The organism is Azospirillum tabaci (genome assembly GCF_014596085.1).
Taxonomy (GTDB): domain Bacteria; phylum Pseudomonadota; class Alphaproteobacteria; order Azospirillales; family Azospirillaceae; genus Azospirillum; species Azospirillum tabaci.
This window is the reverse complement of sequence record NZ_JACCJY010000029.1, coordinates 35,995-61,469: the sequence shown is the minus strand read 5'-3', so window position 1 is coordinate 61,469 and position 25,475 is coordinate 35,995. Positions and strand designations below refer to the sequence as shown.

At 67.9% G+C, this 25,475-nt stretch carries 23 protein-coding genes; 4 read left to right on the top strand and 19 right to left on the bottom strand.

All coding sequences use genetic code 11. The features are described from left to right. Nucleotides 1-17 precede the first annotated feature (17 nt). Nucleotides 18-2,219, bottom strand: coding sequence for a ComEC/Rec2 family competence protein (locus H0B54_RS22940; RefSeq protein WP_188262232.1), 2,202 nt, complete (start codon nt 2,217-2,219; stop codon nt 18-20). A 140-nt stretch (nt 2,220-2,359) separates the two neighbouring features. On the opposite strand from H0B54_RS22940, the gene gltX reads away from it, so the two are divergent. From gltX to H0B54_RS22925, 3 genes are all read left to right on the top strand, one after another. After that, nucleotides 2,360-3,772, top strand: coding sequence for a glutamate--tRNA ligase (gene gltX, locus H0B54_RS22935; RefSeq protein WP_188262231.1), 1,413 nt, complete (start codon nt 2,360-2,362; stop codon nt 3,770-3,772). A 94-nt stretch (nt 3,773-3,866) separates the two neighbouring features. Next, complete coding sequence (gene gltA / locus H0B54_RS22930; protein ID WP_188262230.1) at nt 3,867-5,180, top strand: citrate synthase; 1,314 nt, start codon at nt 3,867-3,869, stop codon at nt 5,178-5,180. After that, the gene (locus H0B54_RS22925; RefSeq protein WP_188262229.1) at nt 5,173-5,379 is read left to right on the top strand and encodes a hypothetical protein; all 207 of its coding nucleotides are present in this window, start codon (nt 5,173-5,175) and stop codon (nt 5,377-5,379) included. The genes gltA and H0B54_RS22925 overlap by 8 nt, the downstream gene beginning before the upstream one ends. A gap of 4 nt (nt 5,380-5,383) precedes the next feature. Here the strand turns inward: H0B54_RS22925 and H0B54_RS22920 are convergent, their stop codons facing one another. Together H0B54_RS22920 and H0B54_RS22915 are read right to left on the bottom strand one after the other, a co-directional pair. Continuing rightward, a complete protein-coding gene (locus H0B54_RS22920) occupies nt 5,384-5,992 on the bottom strand; it encodes a glutathione S-transferase family protein (protein ID WP_188262228.1) in 609 nt (202 codons plus the stop codon). A 56-nt stretch (nt 5,993-6,048) separates the two neighbouring features. Then, entirely contained in the window at nt 6,049-6,969 is a 921-nt protein-coding gene (locus H0B54_RS22915; protein WP_188262227.1) for a LysR substrate-binding domain-containing protein, read from the bottom strand. Nucleotides 6,970-7,096: 127 nt separating this feature from the next. Between H0B54_RS22915 and H0B54_RS22910 the strand changes: the two genes are divergently transcribed. Next, on the top strand, nt 7,097-7,618 hold the full coding sequence (locus tag H0B54_RS22910) for a GNAT family N-acetyltransferase (RefSeq protein ID WP_188262226.1): 522 nt from the start codon (nt 7,097-7,099) through the stop codon (nt 7,616-7,618). Between the two features lie 6 nt (nt 7,619-7,624). On the opposite strand, the gene gloA is transcribed toward H0B54_RS22910, so the two are convergent. The 16 genes from gloA to dnaE form a co-directional block, all read right to left on the bottom strand. Beyond that, on the bottom strand, nt 7,625-8,020 hold the full coding sequence (gloA, locus tag H0B54_RS22905) for a lactoylglutathione lyase (RefSeq protein WP_188262225.1): 396 nt from the start codon (nt 8,018-8,020) through the stop codon (nt 7,625-7,627). Next, nucleotides 8,017-9,222: a lipid-A-disaccharide synthase gene (gene lpxB / locus H0B54_RS22900; RefSeq protein WP_188262224.1), complete on the bottom strand. Its 1,206-nt coding sequence runs from the start codon at nt 9,220-9,222 to the stop codon at nt 8,017-8,019. Before lpxB ends, gloA begins: the two co-directional genes overlap by 4 nt. After that, entirely contained in the window at nt 9,219-10,061 is an 843-nt protein-coding gene (locus H0B54_RS22895; RefSeq protein ID WP_188262223.1) for an LpxI family protein, read from the bottom strand. Before H0B54_RS22895 ends, lpxB begins: the two co-directional genes overlap by 4 nt. 51 nt (nt 10,062-10,112) lie before the next feature. After that, nucleotides 10,113-10,901, bottom strand: a complete 789-nt coding sequence (lpxA, locus tag H0B54_RS22890; RefSeq protein ID WP_188262222.1) for an acyl-ACP--UDP-N-acetylglucosamine O-acyltransferase — start codon at nt 10,899-10,901, stop codon at nt 10,113-10,115. After that, nucleotides 10,898-11,368, bottom strand: coding sequence for a 3-hydroxyacyl-ACP dehydratase FabZ (fabZ, locus tag H0B54_RS22885; protein ID WP_035673111.1), 471 nt, complete (start codon nt 11,366-11,368; stop codon nt 10,898-10,900). The genes lpxA and fabZ overlap by 4 nt, the downstream gene beginning before the upstream one ends. Before the next feature lie 203 nt (nt 11,369-11,571). After that, nucleotides 11,572-12,150, bottom strand: a complete 579-nt coding sequence (locus H0B54_RS22880; protein WP_094305994.1) for an OmpH/Skp family outer membrane protein — start codon at nt 12,148-12,150, stop codon at nt 11,572-11,574. Between the two features lies 1 nt (nt 12,151). Beyond that, on the bottom strand, nt 12,152-14,521 hold the full coding sequence (gene bamA, locus H0B54_RS22875; protein ID WP_188262221.1) for an outer membrane protein assembly factor BamA: 2,370 nt from the start codon (nt 14,519-14,521) through the stop codon (nt 12,152-12,154). Between the two features lie 29 nt (nt 14,522-14,550). After that, nucleotides 14,551-15,684: an RIP metalloprotease RseP gene (gene rseP, locus H0B54_RS22870; protein WP_188262254.1), complete on the bottom strand. Its 1,134-nt coding sequence runs from the start codon at nt 15,682-15,684 to the stop codon at nt 14,551-14,553. Nucleotides 15,685-15,738: 54 nt separating this feature from the next. Further along, nucleotides 15,739-16,929 carry a 1-deoxy-D-xylulose-5-phosphate reductoisomerase gene (locus H0B54_RS22865; RefSeq protein ID WP_094305997.1) on the bottom strand — a complete coding sequence of 397 codons (1,191 nt, stop codon included), beginning with the start codon at nt 16,927-16,929 and terminating at the stop codon, nt 15,739-15,741. Between the two features lie 7 nt (nt 16,930-16,936). Further along, nucleotides 16,937-17,785 carry a phosphatidate cytidylyltransferase gene (locus H0B54_RS22860; RefSeq protein ID WP_188262220.1) on the bottom strand — a complete coding sequence of 283 codons (849 nt, stop codon included), beginning with the start codon at nt 17,783-17,785 and terminating at the stop codon, nt 16,937-16,939. Then, the gene (locus H0B54_RS22855) at nt 17,730-18,467 is read right to left on the bottom strand and encodes an isoprenyl transferase (RefSeq protein ID WP_188262219.1); all 738 of its coding nucleotides are present in this window, start codon (nt 18,465-18,467) and stop codon (nt 17,730-17,732) included. Before H0B54_RS22855 ends, H0B54_RS22860 begins: the two co-directional genes overlap by 56 nt. A 4-nt stretch (nt 18,468-18,471) precedes the next feature. Next, nucleotides 18,472-19,029, bottom strand: a complete 558-nt coding sequence (gene frr / locus H0B54_RS22850; protein WP_094306000.1) for a ribosome recycling factor — start codon at nt 19,027-19,029, stop codon at nt 18,472-18,474. Between the two features lie 4 nt (nt 19,030-19,033). Then, nucleotides 19,034-19,789: a UMP kinase gene (pyrH, locus tag H0B54_RS22845; protein WP_094306001.1), complete on the bottom strand. Its 756-nt coding sequence runs from the start codon at nt 19,787-19,789 to the stop codon at nt 19,034-19,036. A 54-nt stretch (nt 19,790-19,843) separates the two neighbouring features. After that, a complete protein-coding gene (tsf, locus tag H0B54_RS22840) occupies nt 19,844-20,773 on the bottom strand; it encodes a translation elongation factor Ts (protein WP_188262218.1) in 930 nt (309 codons plus the stop codon). A gap of 115 nt (nt 20,774-20,888) precedes the next feature. Next, nucleotides 20,889-21,674 (bottom strand): 30S ribosomal protein S2, encoded by a 786-nt coding sequence (rpsB, locus tag H0B54_RS22835; RefSeq protein ID WP_094306003.1) that lies wholly within the window; start codon nt 21,672-21,674, stop codon nt 20,889-20,891. A 222-nt stretch (nt 21,675-21,896) separates the two neighbouring features. Further along, a complete protein-coding gene (gene dnaE, locus H0B54_RS22830; RefSeq protein WP_188262253.1) occupies nt 21,897-25,379 on the bottom strand; it encodes a DNA polymerase III subunit alpha in 3,483 nt (1,160 codons plus the stop codon). Nucleotides 25,380-25,475: the final 96 nt, after the last annotated feature.

Here is a 25,475-nt window from a genome sequence, read left to right as displayed (position 1 = left end):
TGCTCCGGGGCGGCGGCTCAGCGCGCCCCGGGCTTTCCATCGGATACCTTTCCTCCCATCGTCCACGGGCGGTCGCCGCGCCGACCGCGCACGCTTTCCACCCGGATGCCCTTGTCCGACAGGTAAAGCGCCTGCGCGCCCTCCCGCCGCAGTTCCCAACGGTCGATGACCAGCGGCGCCCGGCACCCGCGCGACGGGACCGCGATCACCACCGCATCGGCCACCGCGCAATCCTCCGGCAAGGCATCCGGTTGGCGCAGCAGCGCCACCGTCTTCCCCTGCGCGCGGTAAACGCATCCCAGGGCGTCGCAGCGCAGCCGTCCGTCCAGGCTGACCCCGGCGAGCGGCCAGACATCCTGACCGGCCTTGTCCCCCGGCTTCTCCATGCCGTCGCGCCGCCGCCAACTGTCGGCCACCCGCCCGTCGCTGGCGGCGGACAGGCTGAGAATCCCCTCCGCGCCGCGCACGGCCATCAGTTTCCCGTCCTCCGACACCAGAATGTCGGGCCGCGGCGCGACGGCCGGGGCGACCAGCCCGCCGGCCAAGGCCACCAGCCCCAGCCAGCGCCAGCGCCTTGTCCAGATGACCAGCCACAGCCCGCCCAGCGTGACCGCCGCGATGGCGGCGTCCGGCATGACCGGCAGGAACGCCGTCGCTCCGGGCAGCGCCGCGGTCCGCTCCGCCGTCTCGATGACCAGCCGGACGCCCCAGCTCATCGCCGTCACCGCCGGCCCTTCCAGCCCGAAGGGCAGCAGCAGGTAGGACAGCAGGCTGAAGGGCATGATCCACACCGTCGTGATGGGGATCGCCACCATGTTGGACAGCACCCCGTAAAAGGCGACCTGCTGGAAATGGTAGAGCCCGTAGGGCGTCGTCGCGACCGTCGCTACCACGCTGGAAAAGGCGATGCCGCCCAGCGTCATCGCTCCCTTGCCGAGCCAGCCCATCTCCCGCCGCCGGCGCACCGCCCAGGGCGTGAACCGTTCGAAGGCGGCGATCAGGGCGACGACCGCCGCGAAGGACATCTGGAAGCTCGGCCCCAGCATCCCCTCCGGGTCGTAGAGGACGGTGACGAGGCCGGCGAAGGCGACCAGCCGCATGCTGATCGGAGACCGGTCGGCGATGACCGCCCCCATGACGAGGCCGGTCATCAGCACCGACCGCAGCGTCGGCAATGGCGCTCCCACCAGCAGCGTGTAGAGGATGGCCGACAGGATGCCGGCGAGCGCCGCGATCTTCTTGATAGGCCAGCGCAGCGCCACCCAGGGAAGCAGCGCCAGCAGCGCCCGCACGACCCAGAAGACGATCCCCGCGGCGATGCCCACATGCAGGCCGGAAATCGACAGAAGATGCGCCAGGCCGCTGTCGCGGAAGGCGTCCATCATAGGTTCGGGAATCGCCGCCGCATCGCCGTTCAGCAAGGCGGCGGTGACGCTGGCCTCCGCGGAGTCGGCCACGACGGCGCGGACCCGCTCGGCGATGGCGGCGCGGGCCTGCTCGAACGCCACCGTCACCCGGCGCCAGCCGTCGGGCGGTGGTGCTTCCTGCGCCACGGGAACGCCGATGACGAAGCCGACCGCGCCGAAGCCTTCGAAATAGGCGCGCCGCTGCAGGTCGAACGCCCCCGGCTCCGCCGGAGCGGCCGGCGGGTGGAGCATGGCGCGCAACCGGACCACCGTCCCGGCCTCCGGCGGAGTCACCTTGGTCGGCAGATGCAATCGGACCCGCGCCGGCGTCGCCTCCGGGGCCAGCCGGTCCACCGTCGGTTCCCCGATCATCAGCCGCGTGCCGGTGGGTTGCCGCTCGACCGCCAGCACCCGCCCGGTCAGGTGCACCGGTCCGAGTTCCCGCGTCAGCATCGGTGCCATCGCCGCCACGCTGTGGAGTTGCGCCGCGGCGAAACCCAGAGCGACGCTCAGCACCCCCAGCAGCAGGACGAGCGGCGCCAGACGCCGCCGCGCCAGCCACAGCAAAGGCAGGCAACCGACCGCAACACCCGGCCCCAGCCAGAGCGGCGGCTCGGTCGGCAGGCCGAAATACAGCGTCACGCCCGCCCCGGTCCCCACCGGAAGCCACAGCGCCCAGCGGTCCCGCTCCGCAGCGAGGCACTCCACCGCCGCCGCGGAAAGGCGCGCGGCGACGCCGCGACGGACAGGACCGGCATCGCCCTCCTCCGCCGCCAAACCTCCGGCCAAGCCCTCTTCAACCCCGTGGGCCATACTGTCGCCTATGCGCGCAAGGCAAATGCCTCCGGCGCCGTTAATGTGTTACACCACCGCACCACCGCAGTCGCACCGCAGCCGCCGCAGCACGGCCGCCGCAGCACTGTAGCAGCGCTGAACCCGGAATTGAGCCACCCATGACCGTCGTCACCCGTTTTGCCCCGTCGCCCACCGGCTTTCTCCACATCGGCGGTGCCCGCACCGCGCTGTTCAACTGGCTGTACGCCCGACGCAACGGCGGCACGTACCTGTTGCGCATCGAGGACACCGACCGCCAGCGCTCGACGGACGCCGCGGTGGACGCCATCCTCGACGGCCTATCCTGGCTCGGCCTCGACTGGGACGGCGACGCGGTCAGCCAGTTTGCCCGCAAGGATCGCCACGCCGAGGTGGCGCAGCAGATGCTGGCCGCAGGCCGCGCCTATTACTGCTACGCGAGCCCCGAGGAGCTGGAGGAGATGCGCGCCGCCCAGAAGGCCGCGGGCCAGCCGGTGCGCTACGACGGGCGCTGGCGCGACCGCGATCCGTCGGAGGCGCCCGCCGGCGTGAAGCCGGTGATCCGCCTGAAGGCGCCGCAGGAGGGCGAGACGGTCCTAAAGGACCGCGTCCAGGGCGAGGTGACGGTTCAGAACGCCCAGCTCGACGACCTGATCCTGCTGCGCGCCGACGGCACCCCGACCTATCTGCTGGCGGTGGTGGTGGACGACCATGACATGGGCGTGACCCACGTCATCCGCGGCGACGATCATCTGACCAACACCTTCCGCCAGATCCAGATCTACAACGCCATGGGCTGGGACCTGCCGGAGTTCGGCCACATCCCGCTGATCCACGGTCCGGACGGCGCCAAGCTGTCGAAGCGTCACGGCGCGCTGGGCGTCGACGCCTACCGCGACATGGGCTACCTGCCGGAGGCGATCCGCAACTACCTGCTGCGGCTCGGCTGGGCGCATGGCGACGACGAGATCATCTCGACCGAACAGGCCGTGGAGTGGTTCAACCTGGAGGGCATCGGGCGCTCCCCCTCGCGCTTCGACTTCGCCAAGCTGGAGAATCTGAACGCCCACTACATGCGGCAGGCCGACGACGCCCGCCTCGTGGGTCTGGCCGCTCCGCGCCTGGAGGCCGAGCTTGGCCGCGCGCTGACCGAGTCGGAGCGCGATCTGCTGACCCGCGCCATGAACGGGCTGAAGCAGCGCGCCCGCACCGTGGTCGACCTCGCCCAGAGCGCCCGCTTCTACCTCGCCGCCCGTCCGCTGGCGATGGATGAGAAGGCCGCCGCTCTGTTGGACGAGAAGGGCCGCGGCGTCCTGACCGACCTCGCCGCCCGCTTCGAGGCCGAGGCGGACTTCACCGCCGCCGCCCTGGAAGGGCTGGTGCGCGCCTTCGCCGAGGAGCGGGGTGAGAAGCTGGGCAAGATCGCCCAACCGCTGCGCGCCGCGCTCACCGGTTCCACCGTGTCGCCGCCCATCTTCGAGGTGGCCGAGATCCTCGGCCGCGCGGAAACGCTGGCCCGGATGAAGGATGCCGCAACTGCAGCACGGGGATAACTTCCGTGCGTTGATATCCGCCCGGCATAGAACTATGCTGCGCGCATTCGAAAAGGGCGTTAAGCCCCAACCCTAAAGATAAGGACGTGCCGAGATGACCCAAACCGCGGACAAGGCCGACACCTTCACCCTGATTGACAACCGGACTGGAAAGCAGGTCAGCCTGCCCGTGATGAAGGGAAGCACGGGTCCGGACGTGATCGACATCCGCAAGCTCTACGCCGAGACCGGTTGTTTCACCTACGATCCGGGTTTCACTTCGACGGGCAGCTGCGAGTCCAAGATCACCTACATCGACGGTGATGAGGGTGTTCTGCTGCACCGCGGTTACGCCATCGACGACCTTGCCGAGCACGCGACCTTCCCGGAGGTCTGCTTCCTCCTCCTCAACAACCACCTGCCGAACGCCGCCGAGAAGGAAGAGTTCGAGGGCATTCTGCGCAGCCACTCGATGGTGCACGAGCAGTTGACCCGCTTCTACAGCGGCTTCCGCCGCGACGCCCACCCGATGGCGGTCCTCTGCGGCGTGACCGGCGCCCTCTCGGCCTTCTACCACGACTCGACCGACATCGAGGACCCGGTGCAGCGCAAGATCGCCGCGCACCGCCTGATCGCCAAGATCCCGGCGATCGCCGCGATGGCCTACAAGTACTCGGTCGGCCAGCCGTTCATGTACCCGCGCAACGACCTGTCGTATGCCGAGAACTTCCTCTACATGACCTTCGGCACGCCGTGCGAGCCGTACAAGGTCAACCCGGTCCTGTCCAAGGCCATGGACAAGATCTTCATCCTGCACGCCGACCACGAGCAGAACGCCTCGACCTCGACCGTCCGTCTGGCCGGCTCGTCGGGCGCCAACCCGTTCGCCTGCATCGCCGCCGGCATCGCCTCGCTGTGGGGTCCGGCCCATGGCGGCGCCAACGAGGCCGTGCTGAAGATGCTGGAGGAGATCGGCTCGGTCGATCGCATCCCGGAGATCGTCCGCCGCGCCAAGGACAAGAACGACAACTTCCGCCTGATGGGCTTCGGTCACCGGGTCTACAAGAACTACGACCCGCGCGCCCAGGTCATGCGCAAGACCTGCCATGAGGTGCTGGCCGAGCTGGGCATCAAGGACGAGCCGCTCCTCGACATCGCGATGGAGCTTGAGAAGATCGCCCTTGAGGATCCCTACTTCGTCGAGAAGAAGCTGTACCCGAACGTCGACTTCTACTCGGGCATCATCCTGAAGGCGATGGGCTTCCCGACCAGCATGTTCACCGTTCTGTTCGCCGTGGCGCGCACCGTCGGCTGGATTTCCCAGTGGAAGGAGATGATCGAGGACCCGGTGCAGAAGATCGGCCGTCCGCGTCAGCTCTACACCGGCGAGACCAAGCGGGACTTCATCCCGCTGGCCGAGCGTGGCTAACCGGCCAACAGCGCACATCGGGACGGGCGGCTCCGACGGAGCCGCCCGAAGCCCGGCCGCGTCCATCGTTCCGGCACGGCGCGCCCGTCTGGGCCTGCCGGCCGCGAACGACAACAAGCCGCCGCTGTCGCGGCGGCTGCGCCGCATCGTCTTCTATGCGGTGATTGTGGCGATGATCGCCGCGGTGGTGCTGATCTGATCTGTCAGCCTTGGGTGATGGGGATGTGCGGCCCTTCCGCCGCCACACGCTCCATCCATGCGCGCACCGCCGGATAGCCGGACAGGTCGAAGCCACCCTCCTCCGCCACATGCGTGTAGGCGTAGAGCGCGATGTCGGCGATGCTGAATTGGTCGCCCACGAAGAAGCGACGCTCCGCCAGATGGCCTTCCATGACGCCCAGCGCGTCGTAGCCGAGCCGGCGCTTGGTCACCAGCCCCAGCTTGCGTTCCTCCGTCATCTCCACATGGTGCGTGATCCAGAAGCGCACGGTCGCGATGTTCGGTTCGTGGCTGTACTGCTCGAAGAACATCCATTGCAGAACCCGCGCGCGTCCCTCCCGATCGTCGGGCAGATAGGGCGTGCCCTCCGCCAGATACCAGAGGATCGCGTTGGATTCCGGCAGATGGCTGCCGTCCTCCAGTTGCAGCGTCGGAATGCGCCCGTTCGGGTTTCTTGCCAGAAACTCCGGTGTGCGGGTTTCCGCCCGGTCGATGTCCAGTTCGATCCGCTCATAAGGGGTGCCGAGCTTGTGCAGCAGCAGCCGACACTTGTAGCCGTTTCCGGAAGACAGGTTGTCGTAAAGGCGCAGCATGGGGGCGTGTCTCCGCTCCAAATCCATCCGATGGCGGATACAACCACGAAACGGAGTCAGGCGCCAGCACGACCGTTCGGAAGCGGCACGCCGAGCCGTTCCAGCCGCGCCTGATCGGCAGCGGCCTCCTCCAACAGCCAGTGCCGGAAGGCGCGGAGCACGCCGCGCCCACGCCCTTCGGCCGGGGCCGTCAACACGTAGCGGTCGCCGCAGGGCACCGCCGGTCCGAAGGGGCAGACAAGCCGTCCAGCCTCCAGCGCCTCCAGCACCAGCGACGGGCGCCCCAGCGCGATCCCCTGCCCGGCCATGGCCGCCTGGATCACCATGACCGATTCCGAAAAGCTCAGGCTGCGCCCTCCGTCCAGGTCCAACCCGCAGCCGGCGCGCCACAGGCTCCAATCCGGGGACGCCTGATAATGCAGCAGCGTCTGGCGGGACAGGTCGGCCGGGCCGGACAGCCGTTCGGCCAGCGACGGTGCACAGACCGGAAACAGCGGCTCTTCCGACAGAAGCGCCCCCGCGGGATCGGGATCGCCCCCGCGCGCATAGCGGATCACCGCCCAGCCCGCCTCGGCCTCCGACGCGCGGTCGGTGTTGCCCCCCTCGATGTCCAGGCGCAGATCCGGCCAGCCCTCCAGGAAGCGCCCCAGACGCGGCACCAGCCACAGGGCCGCCCAGGTCCGAGGCGCGGCGATGCGCAGGCGTTCCGGCCCGCTGCCGGCGATGCGGTCCCAACTTTCCTGAACGCGCCCAAGTCCGGCGGTGCAGGCCTGCGCGAGGTCGCGTCCGGCGTCGGTCGGGTGAAGCCCCTGCGGGGTACGGTCGAACAGGCGGACCTTCAGCCGCTTCTCCAGATCCCCCACCTGACGGCTGACCGCCCCGTGGGTCAGCCCAAGTTCGTCGGCGGCGCGGGTCATGCTGCCGTGTCGGGACGCCGCTTCGAAAGCGGCCAGGGCGGTGAAGGGGAGACGCGGCATCGCAGGCGCTGGCGGTTTTCACTGTGAGGATTTCTCACACCCATGCCCCGCGAAGTCAATTGTGGACTGCGGGGGTACCGGGCAGGCTTAGAGCACGAACAGAACCATCCCGGCACGAACCATGACGATGACGTTATCAATCACCGACATTCCCGCTCTTGATGACGGGCGCCTGCGCACCGAGTTGGAAGCCCTCCTGGAGGATGCGGTAAACGGCGGCGCCTCGGTTGGCTATCACGCCCCGCTGGAATCTCACTGGAAACGAGCCTTCTGGGACGGCGTGGGCGGGCTGCTGTCCAGCGGCGCGCACCGTCTGCTGATCGCCCGCGGCTCGGGGGGAGACTTGCTGGGAAGCGTGCAGTTGGCGCTGTGCACCAAGCCGAACGGAGCGCACCGCGCCGAAGTGCAGAAGCTGCTCGTCTTCACCCGCCATCGCCGGAACGGCGTCGCGCGGAGTCTGATGGCGGCGGTGGAGGAAACCGCCCGCGGGCTGGGCCGGTCCTTACTGGTGCTCGACACATTGAAGGGCCACAGCGGCGAACCCTTCTACGAGGCGACAGGCTGGCGGAGGGCCGGGCGGATCCCCGGCTACACGGTGGAAGCGGACGGCGCCTTTCACGACACCGTCCTCTTCTACAAGACGCTGTGACGGCGTTTACTTCGTTTCGATCAGCTCGACCTTGTAGCCGTCCGGATCCTCGATGAACGCGATCACGGTGCTACCGTGCTTCATCGGGCCGGGCGGACGCGGAATCTTGACGCCTTCCTTGGCGAGCTGCTCGCAGGTGGCGTAGATGTCCGGCACCCCCAGCGCGATGTGGCCATAGGCGGTGCCGATGGCGTAAGGCTCCGCCTGGTCCCAGTTGTGGGTCAGTTCCAGGACGGCGGTGTCCTTCTCGTCACCGTAGCCGACGAAGGCCAGCGTGAAGCGGCCACCCTCATAGTCATTGCGGCGCAGCAGCTTCATGCCGAGCAGACGGGTGTAGAAGTCCAGCGACTTCTCCAGATCATAGACCCGGAGCATCGTGTGCAGCAGGCGGAATTGGCTCATGGTCTCTTCTCCCAAGCGGGTTCTTGCACTGTCGTCGTTTCCGGCCGACCGGCGGCGACCTCCAGGACCACGCGGGCAGCGCGTTCGCTGGGTGGCGTTCCACCCTGCCCCAGCCAGCGCGCCACCTCCGCCACCCCGTCGATCTGCGTCGCGCGGGCGGCGGGATCGTCGAGCAGGCGGCCCAGTTCCAAGGCCAGCCGGTCGGGGCGGCAGTCCTCCTGGAGCAGTTCCGGCACCAGCATGCGGTCGAGCATCAGATTGACCAGATTGACGTATTTGACCCGGATCAGCCGCCGGTACAAGGCCACCGTCACCGGGTTGAGGCGGTAGGCGATCACCGTCGGCAGGCGCGCCAGAGCCAGTTCCAGCGCCACCGTCCCAGACGCCGCCAGCGCGGCCTCCGCCGCAGCGAAGGCGTCGTATTTCGGGCCGTCGCCTTCGACAAGGATGGTGGGCACCGGCCAGCCCGCCACCTCCGCCGCCACGCGGTCGCGCACCGTCGCGACGGTCGGCACCACGGCGACCAGCCCCGGATGGGTCGGCAGCAAGCGTTCGAGCGTGGCGCGGAAGTCGGGGAGCAGGCGGGACACCTCGCCCTTCCGGCTGCCCGGCAGGACGGCGACGATCCGCGCATCCGGGCCCAGCCCATGGGCCTCCCGGAAGCGTTGCGCATCGCCATGCCCGGCGCCGCTCTCCACCACCGAATGGCCGACGAAGGTGCAGGGAAGCCCTTCCTTCTCGAAATAGGGTGGCTCGAAGGGGAGGATCGCCAGCAGATGGTCGTAGATCGCCGCGTACTTGGCGGCGCGCTTCGGCTTCCACGCCCACACGGTCGGCGCCACATAATGGATCAGCGGGATGTCCGGCGCCTGCGCCTTGACGCGCTTGGACACCCGCACCGTGAAGCCCGGCGAATCGATGCCCACCACCGCGTCGGGCCGCAGCCGCAGGATCTCCGCGACCGTCTGGTCGATGCGGCGCAGCAGGTTCGGCAGATGGGGCAGCAGTTCGAACACGCCGAACAGCGTCAGCTCGCCCATCGGGAACAGGCTGTCCAGCCCTTCGGCCACCATCTTCTCGCCGCCGATGCCGGCAAAGCGCACCCGCCCGCCGGTCAGCCGCTTGCAGGCGGCCATCAGCCGCGCGCCCAGCGCGTCGCCGGAGGGCTCTCCGGCGATCAGGAAAATCAGCGGATCGCTCACGCCCGGGTCTCCGACGCAACGGTGATGCCGACCACGAAGAGGCCCAGCCGGTCGGCGGCCTCGGCCACTGCGGCGCGGTCCACCAGCAGGCTTCCGCCGGCCTCCACCGCGATGCCGCGCAGGCCGGCGCGGGCGGCGTTCTCCACGGTCGTCACCCCCATGGTGGGCAGGTCGAGGCGGCGGTCCTGCTGCGGTTTCTTCACCTTGACCAGCACGCCGCCCGGACCGGGCCGCGCCAGCGAGGCGCAGCGGGCGAGCATGGCGTCGGTGCCTTCGATGGCCTCGACGGCGAGCACGATCCCCTGCTGCACCACGGCCCCCTGCCCGACATCCAGAGCGCCGAGCGCGCGGGCGACCTCGACAGCGCGGGCAATGTCGCGCTCCGCCTCGGCGTCCGGACGCAGCCGACCCACCGGCCCCGCCGGGGTCAGAAGCTCACCGAGGAGTTCGTGCAGACCGACCACGCGAAACCCCTCCCCTTCAAGTTCCCGCGCGACGGAGCGCAGCAGCCCGTCGTCGCCGAGCGCGCGGGTGCCGACCTTGGCAAGGAACTTGGTGGTGTACCAATCGGGAAGCAGCTCGGTGAAGGACGGCCGGCGCACCGGTCCGGCAAAGACCAGCTCCCCGACCTTTTCCTTCTTCAGCCGTTCGATGATGCTGCCGGCGGCGCCGAAGCGGCTCCACAGATGAGGAAGGCCATCGACGGTGGCAGGGTCGGTGTGGCCGTCGAAGGCGACGACGAAGACCTCGCGCCCCTGGCCGCGCACCGCGGCGGCGATGCGGGCCGGCAAGGTGCCGCCGCCCGCCAGAATGCCGAGCTTGGGAAGAGGCTGCGACATGGCCGGGACTCTCCCAGGAAACAGAACAAAGAAACAGGGCGCGTACGGCCCTCAGCCCTCGCGCGGCTGGCAGAGCGACCGGGAGGCCCGCGCGAAGGTCAGCACGTCGGCGACCAGCGTCTGCTGCCCCATGTCGCGCCCGACCTCCTCCATGCGCTCGGCGAAGGTGCCCTCGTTGCCGAACAGCAGGCGGTAGGCGGCACGGAGAGCGTGGATCTCGTCCTTCTGGAAGCCGCGGCGCTCCAGCCCGACGAGGTTCAGACCGGCCAGACGCGCCCGGTCACCCATGACGAGGCCGTAGGGGATCACGTCCTTCTCCACGCCGGACATGCCGCCAATCATGGCGTGCGACCCGATGCGGACGAACTGGCGGACCGCGGACAGCCCGCCGATGGTCACGAAATCGCCGAGTTCCACGTGGCCCGCCAGCGTGGCGTTGTTCGCCAGAACCGCGTTGTTGCCGACGACGCAATCGTGGGCGATGTGGACGCCGACCATGAACAGGCCGTTGTCGCCGACCCGCGTGACCATGCCGCCGCCCTCGGTGCCGGGGCTCATGGTGACGTGTTCGCGGATCTGGTTGTTGCGCCCGATGATCAGCTCGGACGGCTCGCCCTTGAACTTGAGGTCCTGCGGGCGGTGGCCGATGGACGCGAAGGGGAAGATGACCGAGTCGTCACCGATGCGCGTGCGGCCCTCGACCACCACGTGGGAGGTCAGCCGCACGCGGTCGCCCAGTTGAACGTCCGGCCCGACCACGCAGAAGGGACCGATGGAAACGTCTTCGCCCAGCTTGGCGGCCGGATCGACGACCGCCGTCGGGTGAATGGAAACGCTCATTTCTCGTCCAGGATCATGGCGGAATAGACGGCTTCGGCGACCAGGACGCCGTTGACCTTGGCCTCGCCCTTGAACTTCCACACATTGGCGCGCTGGCGCTGCTTGGTCACGTGGATGTGGATGGTGTCGCCGGGGGTGACCGGGCGGCGGAAGCGCGCCTCGTCCACGGTCATGAAATAGACCAGCTTGCCCTCGGACTCCTTGCCCAGCGTGGCGACCACCAGCACGGCGGAAGTCTGGGCCATCGCCTCGATGATCATCACGCCCGGCATCACCGGTCGCGACGGGAAGTGCCCCTGGAAGAACGGCTCGTTGATGGTGACGTTCTTCACGCCGGTGGCGCTCTCGCCCAGCGTGATGTCGATCACCCGGTCGATCATCAGAATCGGATAGCGATGCGGGATCATTTCCATGATCCGCATGATGTCGAGGTCGGCTATCTTCTTGTTGTCCGCCGTCACATCCATGGTCCGGCCGCCCGCCTTTCAAAATCCACGAAAACGCCCCGCGCCGCGCCTGTGGCGGCACGGGACGAAGCCCCCTTGTGCCCCATTTCCAGGGATTTGGCAATCCCGACGCCGACGGGCTTCCGGGGTCCTGTGCGTCCAGCGCCTATGAAAAAGGCCGCCACGCTCCCCTGCGGAAGCGTGGCGGCCCATCCAGCCGAACCTTACTGCTTGGGAACGGTCAGCGCGACCTGGGGCAGCTTCTTGTTCACCCGCTCCAGCACCACGTCGGTGACGTCGAGCTGGGTGTCGACCAGGACGAACTGCTGGCGGGCGAGGACCAGGTTGGCGCCGCGCTCGCGCGCCACGTCGGCGACGATCTCCACCATGTTCTTGTGGACGACGGCCATCGCCTCGTTCAGCGCGTTTTCCAGGGCGCGCTTGCGGCTCTGCACCGTCTTCTGAACCTCGCCGACCTGCTTCTCGAAGTCGCGGCGTTTGTTGGCCAGGGCGTCCGGAGCCAGCACGGTCTGCTGCTTGCGCAATTCCTCCTCGGACTTGCGCAGCTTGTCCTCCAGCGAGGCGATTTCCTTCTGGTAGGTTTCGCGCAGCGATTCGAAGGACTTCGACACGCCCTTGGAGGCGTTCGACTCCTGCATGATCTTCTGGACGTCGACCACGGCGATGACTGGCGCCTTGAGGTTGTCGGTCGGCTTGTCCTGGGCGAAGGACGGCGTCGCCATCGCGACGCCCGCCATCACCGCACCGGCGGCGACCAGCGCCCTGAGCTTGCTGAACTGCATGTTAGAACCTGGTTCCAAAGCTGAAGCGGAAGATCTCTTTCTTGTCGTAATCTTCCTTGAGAATCGGGACCGCAAAGTCAAGGCGGATCGGCCCGAAGGGCGAGCGCCAAGACAAGCCGGTGCCGACCGACAGGCGGATCGATTCGTCGTCGGGGACGAGCGGGTCGTTGATGTCGACCTTGCCCAGCGTACCGACGTCGGTGAAGGCATGGCCCTTCAGCCCGAATTCCTCGGGCAGGCCGACCGGGAAGGTCATCTCGACCGACCCGCGGTAATAGCGGGTGCCGCCCAGGGCGTCGCCGGTGCGCAGGTCGCGCGGGCCGATGCCGGCGGTGTTGAAACCACGCAGCGTGTCACCGCCGATGAAGAAGCGATCGGACAGGGCGATGCCGTCGTCACCGATGCCGACAATGTAGCCGACCTCGCCGGTGGCGCTGACGACCCAGCTCTCGTCGAACAGCGGCAGGTAATAGCCGGCGCCGAGACGGTTGCGCAGGAAGCGGGCGTCGCCGCCCAGACCCGCGAGATCATTCGTCAGGCGAATGTAATAGCCTTCCGTCGGGGTCAGGCGGCTGTTGCGGCGATCGTAGGTGAGTTCCTGGCCGATCAGCGAGGTCAAGCGGGCGCCCTTCTGCTCTTGAATGTAGCGGGACGCCGAGCTGGGAACGCTGGTGATGTCGGTGTTCTGGAGCTGGTAGTAGACGCGCTGGCGCAGGTTCTCCGTCAGCGGATACCCCATGCGCAGGGCCATGCCGGTGCTCTTCTCGTCGAAGGAGCTTTCGTCCTGATAGTCGCGGGTGATGCGGAACAGGTCGAAACCGGCGGACAGGTCGCGGTCCAGGAAATACGGCTCGGTGAAGGAGACGTCATATTCCTGGCGGCTTCCCGACACGGTGGCGCCGAAGCGGAGATCCTGGCCGCGGCCCAGCAGGTTGCGCTCGCGAATCGAGAAGTCGGCCAGCGGACCGTCCGAGGTCGAGTAGCCGGCGCCGATGGAGATTTCACCGGTGGACTGCTCGGTCACCTCGACGTTCATCACGGTGCGGTCGGGCGCCGAGCCCTCCGCGGTGGTGATGTTCACGCGCTCGAAATAGCCCAGATCCTTGATGCGCTGCTCGGAGCGGCGCAGCTTGGTCGTGCTGAACGGGTCGCCTTCGGACAGCAGCATCTCGCGCCGGACCACCTTGTCCAGCGTGCGGACGTTGCCGGTCACGTCGATGCGCTCCACGAAGACGCGCGGCCCCTCAACGATGTCGTAAACGATGTCGATGGTCTGGTTTTCGCGGTTGCGCGAAATCCGCGGGCGGACGTCCACGAAGGCGTATTGCAGGTCGCCGACGGCGTTGGACAGCTTGGTGATGGTGTTCTCCACCTCCTGCGCGTTGTACCAGTCGCCCTCGCGCGTGGTCAGCACGCTGCGCAGTTGCTCCGGGTCCAACGCCTTCAGGGAGGTGCTGATGTCCATCTTGCCGAACTTGTAGCGCTCACCCTCGTCCACCGTGAAGGTGATGACGAAGTCCTCGCGGTCCGGCGTCAACTCCGCCACGGCGGACACCACGCGGAAGTCGGCGTAGCCTTCCTTGAGGTAATAGCGGCGCAGCAGGTCGCGGTCGTAGTTTAGGCGGTCCGGATCGTAGTTGTCGTCCGACGTCATGAAGCGCCACCAGGCGCTTTCCCGCGTCTGGATCGCCTCGCGCAGCGTCCCGTCGGAGAATTTCTCGTTGCCGATGAAGGTGATGCTGCGCACGCCGGTGCGCACACCCTCGTTGATCTCGAACACCAGATCGACGCGGTTCTGGTCGAGCTGGATGATCTTCGGCTCGACGGTCGCGGCGAAGCGCCCCTGGCGGCGGTAGATGTCCAGGATGCGTTGCACGTCGCTCTGAACGCGGGTGCGGGTGTAGACGACGCGGGGACGGAGCTGGATTTCCTTCTCCAGATTCTCCTTCTCGATGCGCCGGTTCCCCTCGAAGGCGATGCGGTTGATGATCGGGTTCTCCGCCACCTGCACCACCAGCGCGTCGCCGTCGCGCTTCAGCACCACATCGGCGAACAGACCCGTGTTGAACAGGGCCTTCAGCGACTGGTCGATGCGGTCGGGATCGAAGGGATCGCCGGGCGCCACCGCGAGGTAGGAGCGGACGGTCGTCGGCTCGATGCGCTGGACGCCTTCCACCCGAATGTCCCGGATGGTGCCGCCCGAGAACATCTGGGCGACCAGCGTCCCGTCGCCGAACGCGGCGGATTTCGCCGCACCCGGCTTGGGCGCGCCCGCCTGGGCCCAGGCTGCGTGGGAAAGGGCAAGAGAAACCGTCGTCATGGCGCAACCGGCCATCAGGCCGAACGCCAGAACCCTGCTCGACACCCGCAAAGCTCGCTCCCTGGCTTTGGGGGCATCCCTCAGGAAATGAGCCCCCTAAAGAAATCCACCACGCGAAGCTGAACCAGATCGTTCCACGTGGCGAAAACCATGAGCGTTAATACCAAAGCAAGGCCGATGCGGAAACCGTATTCTTGCGCTTTAGGTCCGAGAGGACGCCCACGGAGTCCTTCAAGGGCGTAAAACATCAGATGGCCGCCGTCAAGCAGCGGAACCGGAAACAAATTGATCATGCCGAGGTTGACCGACAGGAAGGTCATGAACCAGATCAGCGGGTACCAGCCGGACTGGGCGACCTCGCCGGACATCTGGGCGATGCGCAGCGGCCCGCCCAGCTCCTCGGTGCCGCGCGACCCTTCGATCATCTGGCCGAGCGCCACGAAGGTGCCGGACACCATGCCGACGACCTCCCGGCCCGCCTGCCACAGGGCGGTCAGCGGGTCATGGCGCTTCGTCTCGGCCCCGCCGCGCATGATCCCGAGCTGGCCGATGCGGTGGGTGTTGCCGAGTCGGTCGGTGACCTCGCGCACGTCCGGAGTCGCCGTCAGATTGACCGAGCGCCCGTCCCGCTGCACCACCATCTCCAGCGGCGCCCCCGGCTGCATCGAGACGATCTGCCGGATTTCCTCGAATCGCTGGATGTCGCTGCCGTTGATCGAGACGATCAGATCGCCCGGCTGGAGCCCGGCACGCTCCGCGGCGCTGCCCGGCTGCACCCCGCCGACGTCCGGCGGGGTGAAGGACTGGCCGGCGGTGGCGAAGAGGATGGTCAGGGCGACGATGGCGAACAGAAAATTCGCGATGGGTCCCGCCGCCACGATGGCCGCCCGCTGGCCGAGCCGCTTGTGGTGAAAGGACACCGCCTGCTCCTCGGCGCTCATGCTCTGCGTGTGGGCGCCGGGCGTGCTCGCCGGGTCGGCGTCGCCGAACATCTTCACATAGCCGCCAAGCGGGATGGCGCTGAACTTCCAACGCGTTCCGGAGCGGTCGGTCCAGCCGAACAGCTCCGGGCCGAAGCCGATGGAGAAGACCTCGATCCGCACGCCGTTGCGGCGCGCGACGAGGTAGTGACCGAGTTCGTGCACAAACACGAGCACGGTGAGGACCAGCAGAAAAGACAGAAGCGTGGTCCCGAAGCCGCCCATGACGTCCATCACATCCTTTGCATCCCGGAGCGGCTCCTTCGTGGTCCGCGCCCGGAAAAAGACTCAGCGTGCCAGGGCCGCGACCCGGTCCACCGCCACGCGGCGCGCCTCGGCGTCGGTGTCGCGCACCGCGCCCAGGTCGCGGAGCGGCCGGTGCGGCAGCGTGCCCAACACCCCCTCGACGATCCGTTCGATGTCGAGAAAGCCGATCCGACGGTCGAGAAACGCCTGCACGGCCACCTCGTTGGCGGCACTGAGAATAGTAGGAGCGCCCCCACCGCTTTGCAAGGCGGCCCGGGCGAGCCGCAGGGCCGGGAAGCGCTCGGGGTCCGGCGCCTCGAAGGTCAGGGTTGCCGCCTTGACGAGGTCCAGCCGTTCGGCGGGAGTCGAGATGCGCGCGGGCCAGCCGAGCGCGTAGGCGATCGGCGTCCGCATGTCCGGCGTGCCGAGCTGCGCCAGGACCGAACCGTCCACATACTCGACGAGCGAATGCACGACCGATTGGGGGTGGACCAGCACGTCGATCTTCTCTTCGGGGACGCCGAAGAGGAAATGCGCCTCGATGATCTCCAGCCCCTTGTTCATCATGGTGGCGCTGTCGATGGAGATCTTGGCGCCCATGTCCCAAGTCGGATGGGCGACCGCCTGCTCGCGCGTCGCCGCGGCCATGAAGGCGCGGTCCTTCGTCCGGAAGGGGCCGCCGGACGCCGTCAGGATCAGGCGCTGGACGCTGTCCAGCCGGTCGAAGTCGAAGACCTGGTAGATCGCCGAATGCTCGCTGTCGACCGGCAGCAGGTTGGCGCCGTGGCGGCGCACCTCCTCCATCATCAGGGCGCCGGCGCAGACCAGCACCTCCTTGTTGGCGAAGGCGACGCAGGCGCCGCGGCGCACCGCGGCCAGGGTGGGCTCCAGCCCGGCGGCGCCGACGATGGCGGCCATCACCCAGTCGGCGGGGCGCTCCGCGGCCTCGGCCACGGCCTGCGGCCCGGCGGCGGCCTCCACGCCGGTTCCGGCCAGGGCCTCCTTGAGGTCGGCGTAGGCCGCCGGGTCGGCGACCACGGCCAGCTTCGGACGGAGCTGCCGCGCCTGCTCGGCCAGAAGGGCGACGTTGCGGTTGGCGGTCAGCGCCTCCACCACGAAGCGCTCCGGATCGCGTGCGACGAGGTCCACCGTCTGCGTGCCGACCGACCCGGTCGAACCGAAGATCGTCACGCGCCGCGGCGTGTCCCCCGCCCCTTCAGCCTTCACAACCATAACCCCGTCACCACCATGCGATTGCCATGCCGAGGGTCGCGTGGAACAGGGCCAGCACCGGGGCGGCAGAGAGTAGCCCGTCGATGCGGTCCAGGATTCCCCCGTGACCAGGAATGAGATGGCCGCTGTCCTTCACGTTGTAACGGCGTTTGACCGCGGATTCGAAGAGGTCGCCCGCTTGCGCCACCACGGCCAGGACGGCGCCCACCGCAAGAGCCAGAAGCGGCCGTTGCGCCCCCGCGGCCAGAGCCACCCCCCACCCCACCAGGGCCGAGGAGGCCATGCCGCCGATCAGGCCGGCCCAGGTCTTCTTCGGGCTGATCCGAGGGGCCAGTTTCGGCCCGCCGATGGTTCGCCCGGCGGCGTAGGCGCCGATGTCGGTCGCCCAGACACCCAGCATGGTGAAGAGGAAAAGCGCGAGACCGGACTCCGGATCGTCGCGCAGCCACATCAGCCCGGCCAGACCCGCCACGACGTAGAGGACGCCGGCCCCGGCCAGACCGCGGTCCGGCCCGCCCGACGCCAAAGCCACGCCGGCCGTGGCCAGGACGGCGACGACGACGGCCGCCCATGGCCCGGCGGCGATCTGCGCGGCCAGCGCCAGCAGGACGCCGGCCACCGATAACGCGATGGCCGCGCCCTTGCGGCGGCAGGGAACGAGGTTGCTCCACTCCACGGCGGAGGCCACGGCGCCGAGCGCGATCAGGCCGTGGAAGATCCAGCCGCCGGCCCAGACCGCGGCCAGGACGAGCGGTGCCAGCACGAGCGCCGAGATGGCGCGCGTCTTCAGATCGCCGGATTTAGCGGATGCCGGTGGTTGCGCCGAAGCGACGTTCCCGTCGGTGGAACTCTTCAATCGCCGCCTCCAGGTCACGCTTGGAAAAATCAGGCCAGAGCGTGTCCACGAAGACCAGCTCGGCGTACGCCGCCTGCCACAGCAGGAAATTGCTGATGCGCTTCTCGCCGCTGGTGCGGACGATCAGGTCCGGGTCCGGGATGTCGGCGGTGAACAGGCGTTCGGACAGCCGATCCTCGGTGATGTCGGCGGGGTCGAGCGTCCCCGCCTTGACCTCCTCGGCCAGACGCCGCGCCGCCAGCGTGATTTCCTGGCGGGAACCGTAGCTCAACGCCACCACAAGGGTCAGCTTGCGGTTGTCGCGGGTCAGGGTCTCCGCGTTCTCGATCAGGCCGACGATGTCCTTGGACAGGCGGGCCCGGTCGCCGATGACGCGCAGGCGCACGCCGTTCCGGTGGAGGTCGGCAATCTCGCTGCGCAGGTAAAAGCGCAGGAGCTGCATGAGGTCGGACACCTCCTCCTCCGGCCGACGCCAGTTCTCGGACGAGAAGCTGAAGATCGTCAGATAGCCGATCCCCAGCTCGCCCGCGGCTTCGACCGTCCGGCGGACGGCGTCCACGCCCTTTTTATGGCCGGCGGTGCGGGGCAGCCCTCTGGACTTCGCCCAACGCCCGTTGCCGTCCATGATCACGGCCACGTGCGCGGGCGAGCGCAGGGGGCGGCTGTCTTCCGCGTCGCGCATGCCGTCAGACCTGCATAATGTCCTTTTCTTTCGCCGCAAGCGCATCGTCGACCAGCTTGATGTACTGGTCGGTCAGCGCCTGGACCTTCTCGCCGAGCCCCTTGTGCTCGTCCTGCGAGATGTCGCCGGCCTTCTCCGCCTTCTTCAGCCCGTCCATGCCGTCGCGGCGCACGTTGCGCACGGCGACGCGGGCCTGCTCGGCGTACTTATGAGCGACCTTGGCGAGTTCCTTGCGGCGCTCCTGCGTCAGGTCGGGCAACGGAACGCGGATCGACTGGCCTTCCGTCTGAGGGTTCAGGCCGAGGCCCGAATCGCGGATGCCCTTCTCCACGGCCTTGACCATGCCGCGGTCCCACACCTGCACGACGATCAGGCGCGGCTCCGGCACGCTGACGGTGCCCACCTCCTTGAGGTGCATCCTGGCGCCGTAGGCCTCGACGGTCACGGGCTCAAGCAGGCTGGCGGAGGCGCGGCCGGTGCGCAGACCGCTCAACTCCTTGCGAAACGCCTCAAGCGCTCCTTCCATGCGGCGCTTGAGATCCGATGCGTCGGGCGCAGCCACGGGCTCACTCCGTTTCTTCGTTGATGATCGTAAACTTGCCCCGGCCCTGCATCACCTCGGCGAAGGCGCCGGGGGTGTGGATCGAGAACACGAGTATGGGGATGTGGCTCTCGCGCGCCAAGGAGATCGCGGAAGCGTCCATCACCTGCAGGTCCTTCGCCAGGACCTCCAGGTAGCCCAGGCGCTCGTAACGCTCCGCGTCCTTCACCTTCTTCGGGTCGGCGGTGTAGACGCCGTCCACCTGCGTGCCCTTCAGCAGGGCATCGCAGCCCATCTCCGACGCGCGGAGCGCGGCGGCGGTGTCGGTGGTGAAGAAGGGGTTGCCGGTGCCAGCGGCGAAGATCACCACGCGGCCCTTCTCCATGTGCCGGATGGCGCGGCGCCGGATGTAGGGCTCGCACACCGACGACATGGGAATGGCCGACTGCACGCGGGTCGCGACCCCCATCCGCTCCAGAGCGCTCTGCATCGACAGGGCGTTCATCACGGTGGCGAGCATCCCGATATAGTCGGCCGAGGCGCGCTCCATGCCGCTCGCCGCACCCTTCACGCCGCGGAAGATGTTGCCCCCGCCGATGACCAGGCTCACCTGGACGCCCAGCTGGATCACCGCCTTCACCTCGTTGGCGACGCGGTTGACCACCTCCGGGTCGAGGCCGTAGTCGCGCTGACCCATCAACGCCTCGCCCGACACCTTCAGCAGGACTCGTTTGAAGCGGATGCCGTCAGCCGGCTCGGTGGTCCCGGTGGTCTGGGCCATGGGGGGCTTTCTCCCGGTTGGTGTGAAGAGTGCGTGCGGCGGGTCGCCGGTTCCTTACTTCTGGCCGGCGGCGGCGGCGACCTCGGCGGCGAAATCGCTCTCCGCCTTCTCGATGCCCTCGCCCAGCGCGAAACGGACGAAGCCCGTCACCTTGACCGGGGCGCCGATGTCCTTAGCGGCGTTCTCCACCACCTTGCGGACCTTGGTCTCGCCGTCGATCACGTAGGTCTGCTCCAGCAGCACCACTTCCTCGTAGTACTTGCGGATGCGGCCTTCGAGCATCTTCTCGACGATGTTCTCCGGCTTGCCCGAGGCGCGGGCCTGCTCGGCGAGCACGTTGCGCTCACGCTCCAGCGCGGAGGTGTCGACGTCGGCGATGTCCAGGGCGTCCGGACGGGCGGCGGCGATGTGCATGGCGATCTGCTTGCCCAGATCGTTCAGCTTGGCGGTGTCGCCGGTCGACTCCAGGGCGACCAGAACGCCGATCTTGCCCAGGCCCGGCGCGATGGCCGAGTGGACGTAGGACACGACGACGCCCGCCGGAACCGACAGCTTGGCCGAGCGGCGGATGTTCATGTTCTCGCCGATGGTGGCGATCAGGTTGGTCAGCTCTTCCTGGACCGTGCGGCCGGCGTCCGGATAGGCGGTGGCCTTCAGGCCCTCGACGTCGCCCGAACCGGACAGGGTCAGCTCGGCGGCCTTCAAGGAGAACGCCTGGAACTTGTCGTTGCGCGCGACGAAGTCGGTCTCGGCGTTCACCTCGACGACGGCGCCCGCGGTGCCGGCGGTGGCGACGGCGACCAGACCCTCGGCGGCGACGCGGCCCGACTTCTTGGCGGCGGCGGCGAGGCCCTTCTTGCGCAGCCAGTCAACGGCGCCCTCGAGGTCGCCCTGGGTCTCGGCCAGCGCCTTCTTGCAGTCCATCATGCCCGCGCCGGTCTTCTCGCGCAGTTCCTTGACGAGCGCGGCGGTAATCTCGGCCATGGTATCGCCCTCTTCCTTCCGAACAGATCCAAGCGGATCGGGTTGATCCAAACAACTCATAAAAAAGGCAGCCGGGCCATAGGTCATAAGGCCCGGCTGCCCCGTATCACCGGGATCAGGCCTGGGCCTGTTCGGCCTCGACCCCTTCCTCTTCCGGCAGCTGCTCGGCCGGAGCCTCCTCGGAGGAGCCGACGTCGATGCCGGCGGCGCTCATCTCAGCCTGCAGACCGTCGAGCACGGCGCCGTTCACCAGCTCGCAGTACAGGTCGATGGCGCGCAGGGCGTCGTCGTTGCCGGGGATCGGGAAGGCCACGCCGTCCGGATCGGAGTTGCTGTCGATCACCGCGATGACCGGAATGCCGAGCTTGTTGGCTTCCTTGACGGCGATCGACTCCTTGTTGGTGTCGATGATGAAGAGGACGTCCGGCAGGCCGCCCATCTCCTTGATGCCGCCCAGCGCGCGCTCCAGCTTGTCGCGCTCGCGGGTCAGCTCCAGGATTTCGCGCTTGGTGAGGCCCGAGGTGTCGCCGGCCAGACGCTCTTCCATCTCGCGCAGGCGCTTGATCGACTGGGAGATGGTCTTCCAGTTGGTCAGCATGCCGCCGAGCCAGCGGTGGTTGACGTAGTACTGGCCGCACTTCGACGCGGCCTCGGCCACCTTCTCCTGAGCCTGGCGCTTGGTGCCGACGAACAGGACGCGGCCGCCGCCGGCGACGACGTCACGGACGGCCTGCAGGGCGCGGTGCAGCGCCGGGACGGTCTGCTCCAGGTCGATGATGTGCACACCGTTGCGCACGCCGAAGATGTACGGACCCATCTTCGGGTTCCAGCGGCGGGTGTGGTGACCGAAGTGGACGCCGGCTTCGAGCAGCTGGCGCATGGTGAAAGACGGAATAGCCATTTGGAAAAGTCCTTTTCCGGTTGCTCCGCCGCGGGCACTGTCCGTTTGACAGGACACCGGATCGGGCCATCGGGGTAAAGCCGAGGGACCGCCAGCCCGCGTGAGGTTTTGACGACGGCGCTTACATAGCCCGCCGCAACCGCTTTGGCAACACCGGTTTGCCAATTGGTTGGCGACGAATGCGGTGCATCGCGCACCGCTTCGTCATGGGAAGCGCATTCTCTACAGCTCCACCACCTCGACCACCCCCGGCACCGCCTTCAGCGCGGCGCGGCTCTGGTTGGTGATGTTGAAAGAGCCGGGGAGCTGGATCTCCACCTCCTTCAACGGGTCGATCTCGACCAGCAGGTGGATCTTGCCCTTGCCGCGGGCCAGCCGCTCCAGCATGCCGCGGATGCTCTCCACCGGCCCGCCGTCGCGCACCACCACCTTCAAGCCGTCCGAGACCTGGGCGACGGCGTCCTCCAGCGGCTTCACCTCCTGGCAGGTCAGGCGGATGTCCTCGCCGTTCATCTGGACGTCCACGGTCATCAGCACCGGGCGCCCGGCCTCCAGCAGGTCGCGGTTGGTCGCCAGCACCTCCGAGAAGACCGTCACCTCGTAGCCGCCGCTGGAGTCGGACAGTTCCACGAAGGCGAAGCGGTTGCCCGACTTCGCGGTCTTTTCCTTGCGGCTGACCACGATGCCGGCGACGCTGCGCCGGGTCGAGCCGCCGCCGGTCACCGCCGTGGCGAGGTCCGCCGACCGCACCACCCTCATGCGGGCCAGCGGGCCGGCGAAGGCGTCCAGCGGGTGGGCGGACAGGTAGAAGCCGATGGCGCCGAACTCGTGCTTCAGCTTCTCCAGCGGCTCCCACTCCTTCACCTTGGGCAGGTCCGGCTCCTTCAGCCCGCCCCCGGCGCCGCCGAACAGGTTGCCGATGCCGCTGTCGCGCTCCGCCGCCTCCGCCTGGGCGTAGCGGATCAGCGTTTCCAGCGCCGCGTGGACCTGGGCGCGGTTCGGGTTGATGCCGTCGAAGGCGCCGGCGCAGGTCAGGTTTTCGAGTTGGCGCTTGTTGATGGTCTTCAGGTCGAGGCGGCGGGCGAAGTCGAACAGGCTCTTGTAGGGACCGTTCTTCCGGCGCTCCTCCACCACCGCCTTCATGGCCGGCAGGCCGACACCCTTCACCGCGGCCAGCGCGTAGCGCACCGCCTTGCCGCCGTCGGGCAGCGCCTCCACCCCGAAGATGCTGTCGGATTTGTTGATGTCCGGTGTCAGCAGCTTGATCTTCAGCCGCACCAGCTCCTGCCGGAAGACGTTCAGCTTGTCGGTGTTGCCGAGGTCGAGCGTCATCGACGCCGCCATGAACTCCACCGGGTGGTTCGCCTTCAGATAGGCGGTGTGGTAGGCGACCAGCGCGTAGGCCGCCGCGTGGCTCTTGTTGAAGCCATAGCCGGCGAACTTCATGACCTGATCGAAGATCATGCTGGCCTGATCGGGGTCCACCCCGCGGCCGGCGGCGCCGTCGCAGAAGATCTTCCGCTGGGCGTCCATCTCCTCCTTGATCTTCTTGCCCATGGCGCGGCGCAGAAGATCGGCGCCGCCCAGCGAATAGCCGGACAGCACCTGGGCGATCTGCATGACCTGCTCCTGGTAGATCATGATCCCGAAGGTCTCCTTCAGGATCGGCTCCAGGGCCGGGTTCATGTAGTCGGCGGGTTCCTCGCCGTTCTTCACCTTGATGTATTTGGGAATGTTGTCCATCGGGCCGGGGCGGTAGAGCGACACCAGCGCGATGATGTCCTCCAGCCGGTTCGGCTTCAGCCGGCGCAGCACGTCGCGCATGCCCGAGCTTTCCAGCTGGAACACGCCGGTCGATTCGGCACGGCCCAGAAGCTCGTAGCTCTTCACGTCGTCCAGCGTGACGGTGGTCAGGTCCGGCTTCTCGGGGATCAGGTCCACCGCCGTCTTCAGCACGGTCAGCGTCTTCAGGCCGAGGAAGTCGAACTTCACCAGCCCGGCCTGCTCAACGAACTTCATGTTGAACTGGGTGACCGGCATGTCGGAGCGCGGATCGCGGTACAGCGGCACCAGATCGTGCAGCGGCCGGTCGCCGATCACCACGCCCGCCGCGTGGGTCGAGGCGTGGCGGTACAGCCCCTCCAGCTTCAGCGCGATGTTGACGAGGCGCGCCACCGTCTCGTCCCCGTCGCGGGCCTGGCGCAGCATCTCCTCGCTGTCGAGCGCCTGCTGGAGCGTCACCGGGTTGGCCGGGTTGTTCGGCACCAGCTTGCAGATCTTGTCCACCTGCCCGTAGGGCATCTGGAGCACACGCCCGACGTCGCGCAGCACGGCGCGGGCCTGCAGCTTACCGAAGGTGATGATCTGGGCGACGCGGTCGTAGCCGTACTTGTCCTGGACGTAGCGGATCACCTCTTCGCGGCGGTCCTGGCAGAAGTCCACGTCGAAGTCGGGCATCGACACGCGTTCGGGATTCAGGAATCGCTCAAACAGCAGGCCGAAGCGCAGCGGGTCCAGGTCGGTGATGGTCAACGCCCAGGCGACGACCGAGCCGGCGCCCGAACCACGGCCCGGCCCCACCGGGATGTCGTGCGACTTGGCCCATTTGATGAAGTCCGACACGATCAGGAAGTAACCGGGGAACTTCATCGACACGATGACGTCCAGCTCGAACTCCAACCGCTCGAAGTAGGTCTTGCGGGTCTCCGCGCGCTGCTCCGGCGTCATGTCCGGGGTGTAGACGACGCTGTTCAGCCGCATCTCCAGGCCTTCTCGGGACTGGGCGCGCAGTTCCTCCCCCTCGTCGCGACCGCCCTCGCAGGGGAAAGGCGGCAGGATCGGCTTGATCGGCTTCAGCAGGAAGGAGCAGCGCCGGGCGATGGCGACCGTGTTGTCCACCGCCTCCGGCAGGTCCTTGAACAGCTCCCGCATCTCGTCGGCCGACTTGAAGCGGTGGTCGGGGGTGAGACGGCGGCGCTCGGTCTGGCTGATGTAGGCGCCCTCGGCGATGCAGAGCAGCGCGTCGTGCGCCTCGTACATGTCCTCGGTCGCGAAATAGCAGTCGTTGGTGGCGACCAGCGGCAGGTCGTGGGCGTAGGCGAGGTCGATCAGCGCCGGCTCGATGGCGTCCTCGATCACCGCGAAATGGTCGCGGTGGCGCTGAAGCTCGACGTAGAGCCGGCCGGGGAACAGCCGCTTCAGGCGCTCCAGCACGTCGAGCGCCAGATCCTTCTGCCCCTCGCCCAGCAGCCGACCGACCGAGCCGGCAGGGCCGCCGGTCAGCGCGATCAGCCCGGCGGAATGACCTTCCAGCGCGTCCAGCGGGATCTGCGGCCCGGCCATCGGGTCCGATTCCAGGAAGGCCTTGGAAACCAGCTTCATCAGGTTCCGGTAGCCCTCGTCGGTCTGGCAGAGCAGGACGAGCTGGTCGGGGACCGACGCCGCCTTGCCCGGCAGGCCGGGCTTGCCGTTGGCGGGACCGACTCGGGTGATGCCCAGGACCGTGCCGATGATCGGCTGCACGCCCGAATCCGCGGCGGCCAGAGCGAACTCCAGCGCGCCGAACAGGTTGCCGGTGTCGGTCACGGCGACCGCCGGCATTTCCTTCTTCTGGCAGAGCTTGACCAGCTCCTTCACCTTGATGGCGCCCTCGGACAGGGAATAGGCGGAGTGGACGCGCAGGTGGATGAAGTCGGCGTGGGGCATGGTGGAGATGGGCACCGGTTCCAGCGAAGGGGGGACGTCTCCCCTAGTCGTCGCGCATCCCGCCCCGCACTGCAAGGGACCAAGCGCGGGCCCGGC

Excerpts from the sequence above, each read along its gene's own strand:
- dnaE (WP_188262253.1), bottom strand. The coding sequence starts at position 25,379 with ATGCCCCACGCCGACTTCATCCACCTGCGCGTCCACTCCGCCTATTCC.
- H0B54_RS22880 (WP_094305994.1), bottom strand. The coding sequence starts at position 12,150 with ATGCAGTTCAGCAAGCTCAGGGCGCTGGTCGCCGCCGGTGCGGTGATG.
- H0B54_RS22915 (WP_188262227.1), bottom strand. The coding sequence starts at position 6,969 with ATGCCGCGTCTCCCCTTCACCGCCCTGGCCGCTTTCGAAGCGGCGTCC.
- rseP (WP_188262254.1), bottom strand. The coding sequence starts at position 15,684 with ATGGACGTCATGGGCGGCTTCGGGACCACGCTTCTGTCTTTTCTGCTG.
- H0B54_RS22895 (WP_188262223.1), bottom strand. The coding sequence starts at position 10,061 with ATGTCGCAGCCTCTTCCCAAGCTCGGCATTCTGGCGGGCGGCGGCACC.
- H0B54_RS22910 (WP_188262226.1), top strand. The coding sequence starts at position 7,097 with ATGACGTTATCAATCACCGACATTCCCGCTCTTGATGACGGGCGCCTG.
- gloA (WP_188262225.1), bottom strand. The coding sequence starts at position 8,020 with ATGAGCCAATTCCGCCTGCTGCACACGATGCTCCGGGTCTATGATCTG.
- gltX (WP_188262231.1), top strand. The coding sequence starts at position 2,360 with ATGACCGTCGTCACCCGTTTTGCCCCGTCGCCCACCGGCTTTCTCCAC.
- H0B54_RS22920 (WP_188262228.1), bottom strand. The coding sequence starts at position 5,992 with ATGCTGCGCCTTTACGACAACCTGTCTTCCGGAAACGGCTACAAGTGT.
- tsf (WP_188262218.1), bottom strand. The coding sequence starts at position 20,773 with ATGGCCGAGATTACCGCCGCGCTCGTCAAGGAACTGCGCGAGAAGACC.
- H0B54_RS22855 (WP_188262219.1), bottom strand. The coding sequence starts at position 18,467 with ATGCGCGACGCGGAAGACAGCCGCCCCCTGCGCTCGCCCGCGCACGTG.
- H0B54_RS22940 (WP_188262232.1), bottom strand. The coding sequence starts at position 2,219 with ATGGCCCACGGGGTTGAAGAGGGCTTGGCCGGAGGTTTGGCGGCGGAG.
- fabZ (WP_035673111.1), bottom strand. The coding sequence starts at position 11,368 with ATGGATGTGACGGCGGACAACAAGAAGATAGCCGACCTCGACATCATG.
- gltA (WP_188262230.1), top strand. The coding sequence starts at position 3,867 with ATGACCCAAACCGCGGACAAGGCCGACACCTTCACCCTGATTGACAAC.
- H0B54_RS22865 (WP_094305997.1), bottom strand. The coding sequence starts at position 16,929 with ATGGTTGTGAAGGCTGAAGGGGCGGGGGACACGCCGCGGCGCGTGACG.
- lpxA (WP_188262222.1), bottom strand. The coding sequence starts at position 10,901 with ATGAGCGTTTCCATTCACCCGACGGCGGTCGTCGATCCGGCCGCCAAG.
- pyrH (WP_094306001.1), bottom strand. The coding sequence starts at position 19,789 with ATGGCCCAGACCACCGGGACCACCGAGCCGGCTGACGGCATCCGCTTC.
- rpsB (WP_094306003.1), bottom strand. The coding sequence starts at position 21,674 with ATGGCTATTCCGTCTTTCACCATGCGCCAGCTGCTCGAAGCCGGCGTC.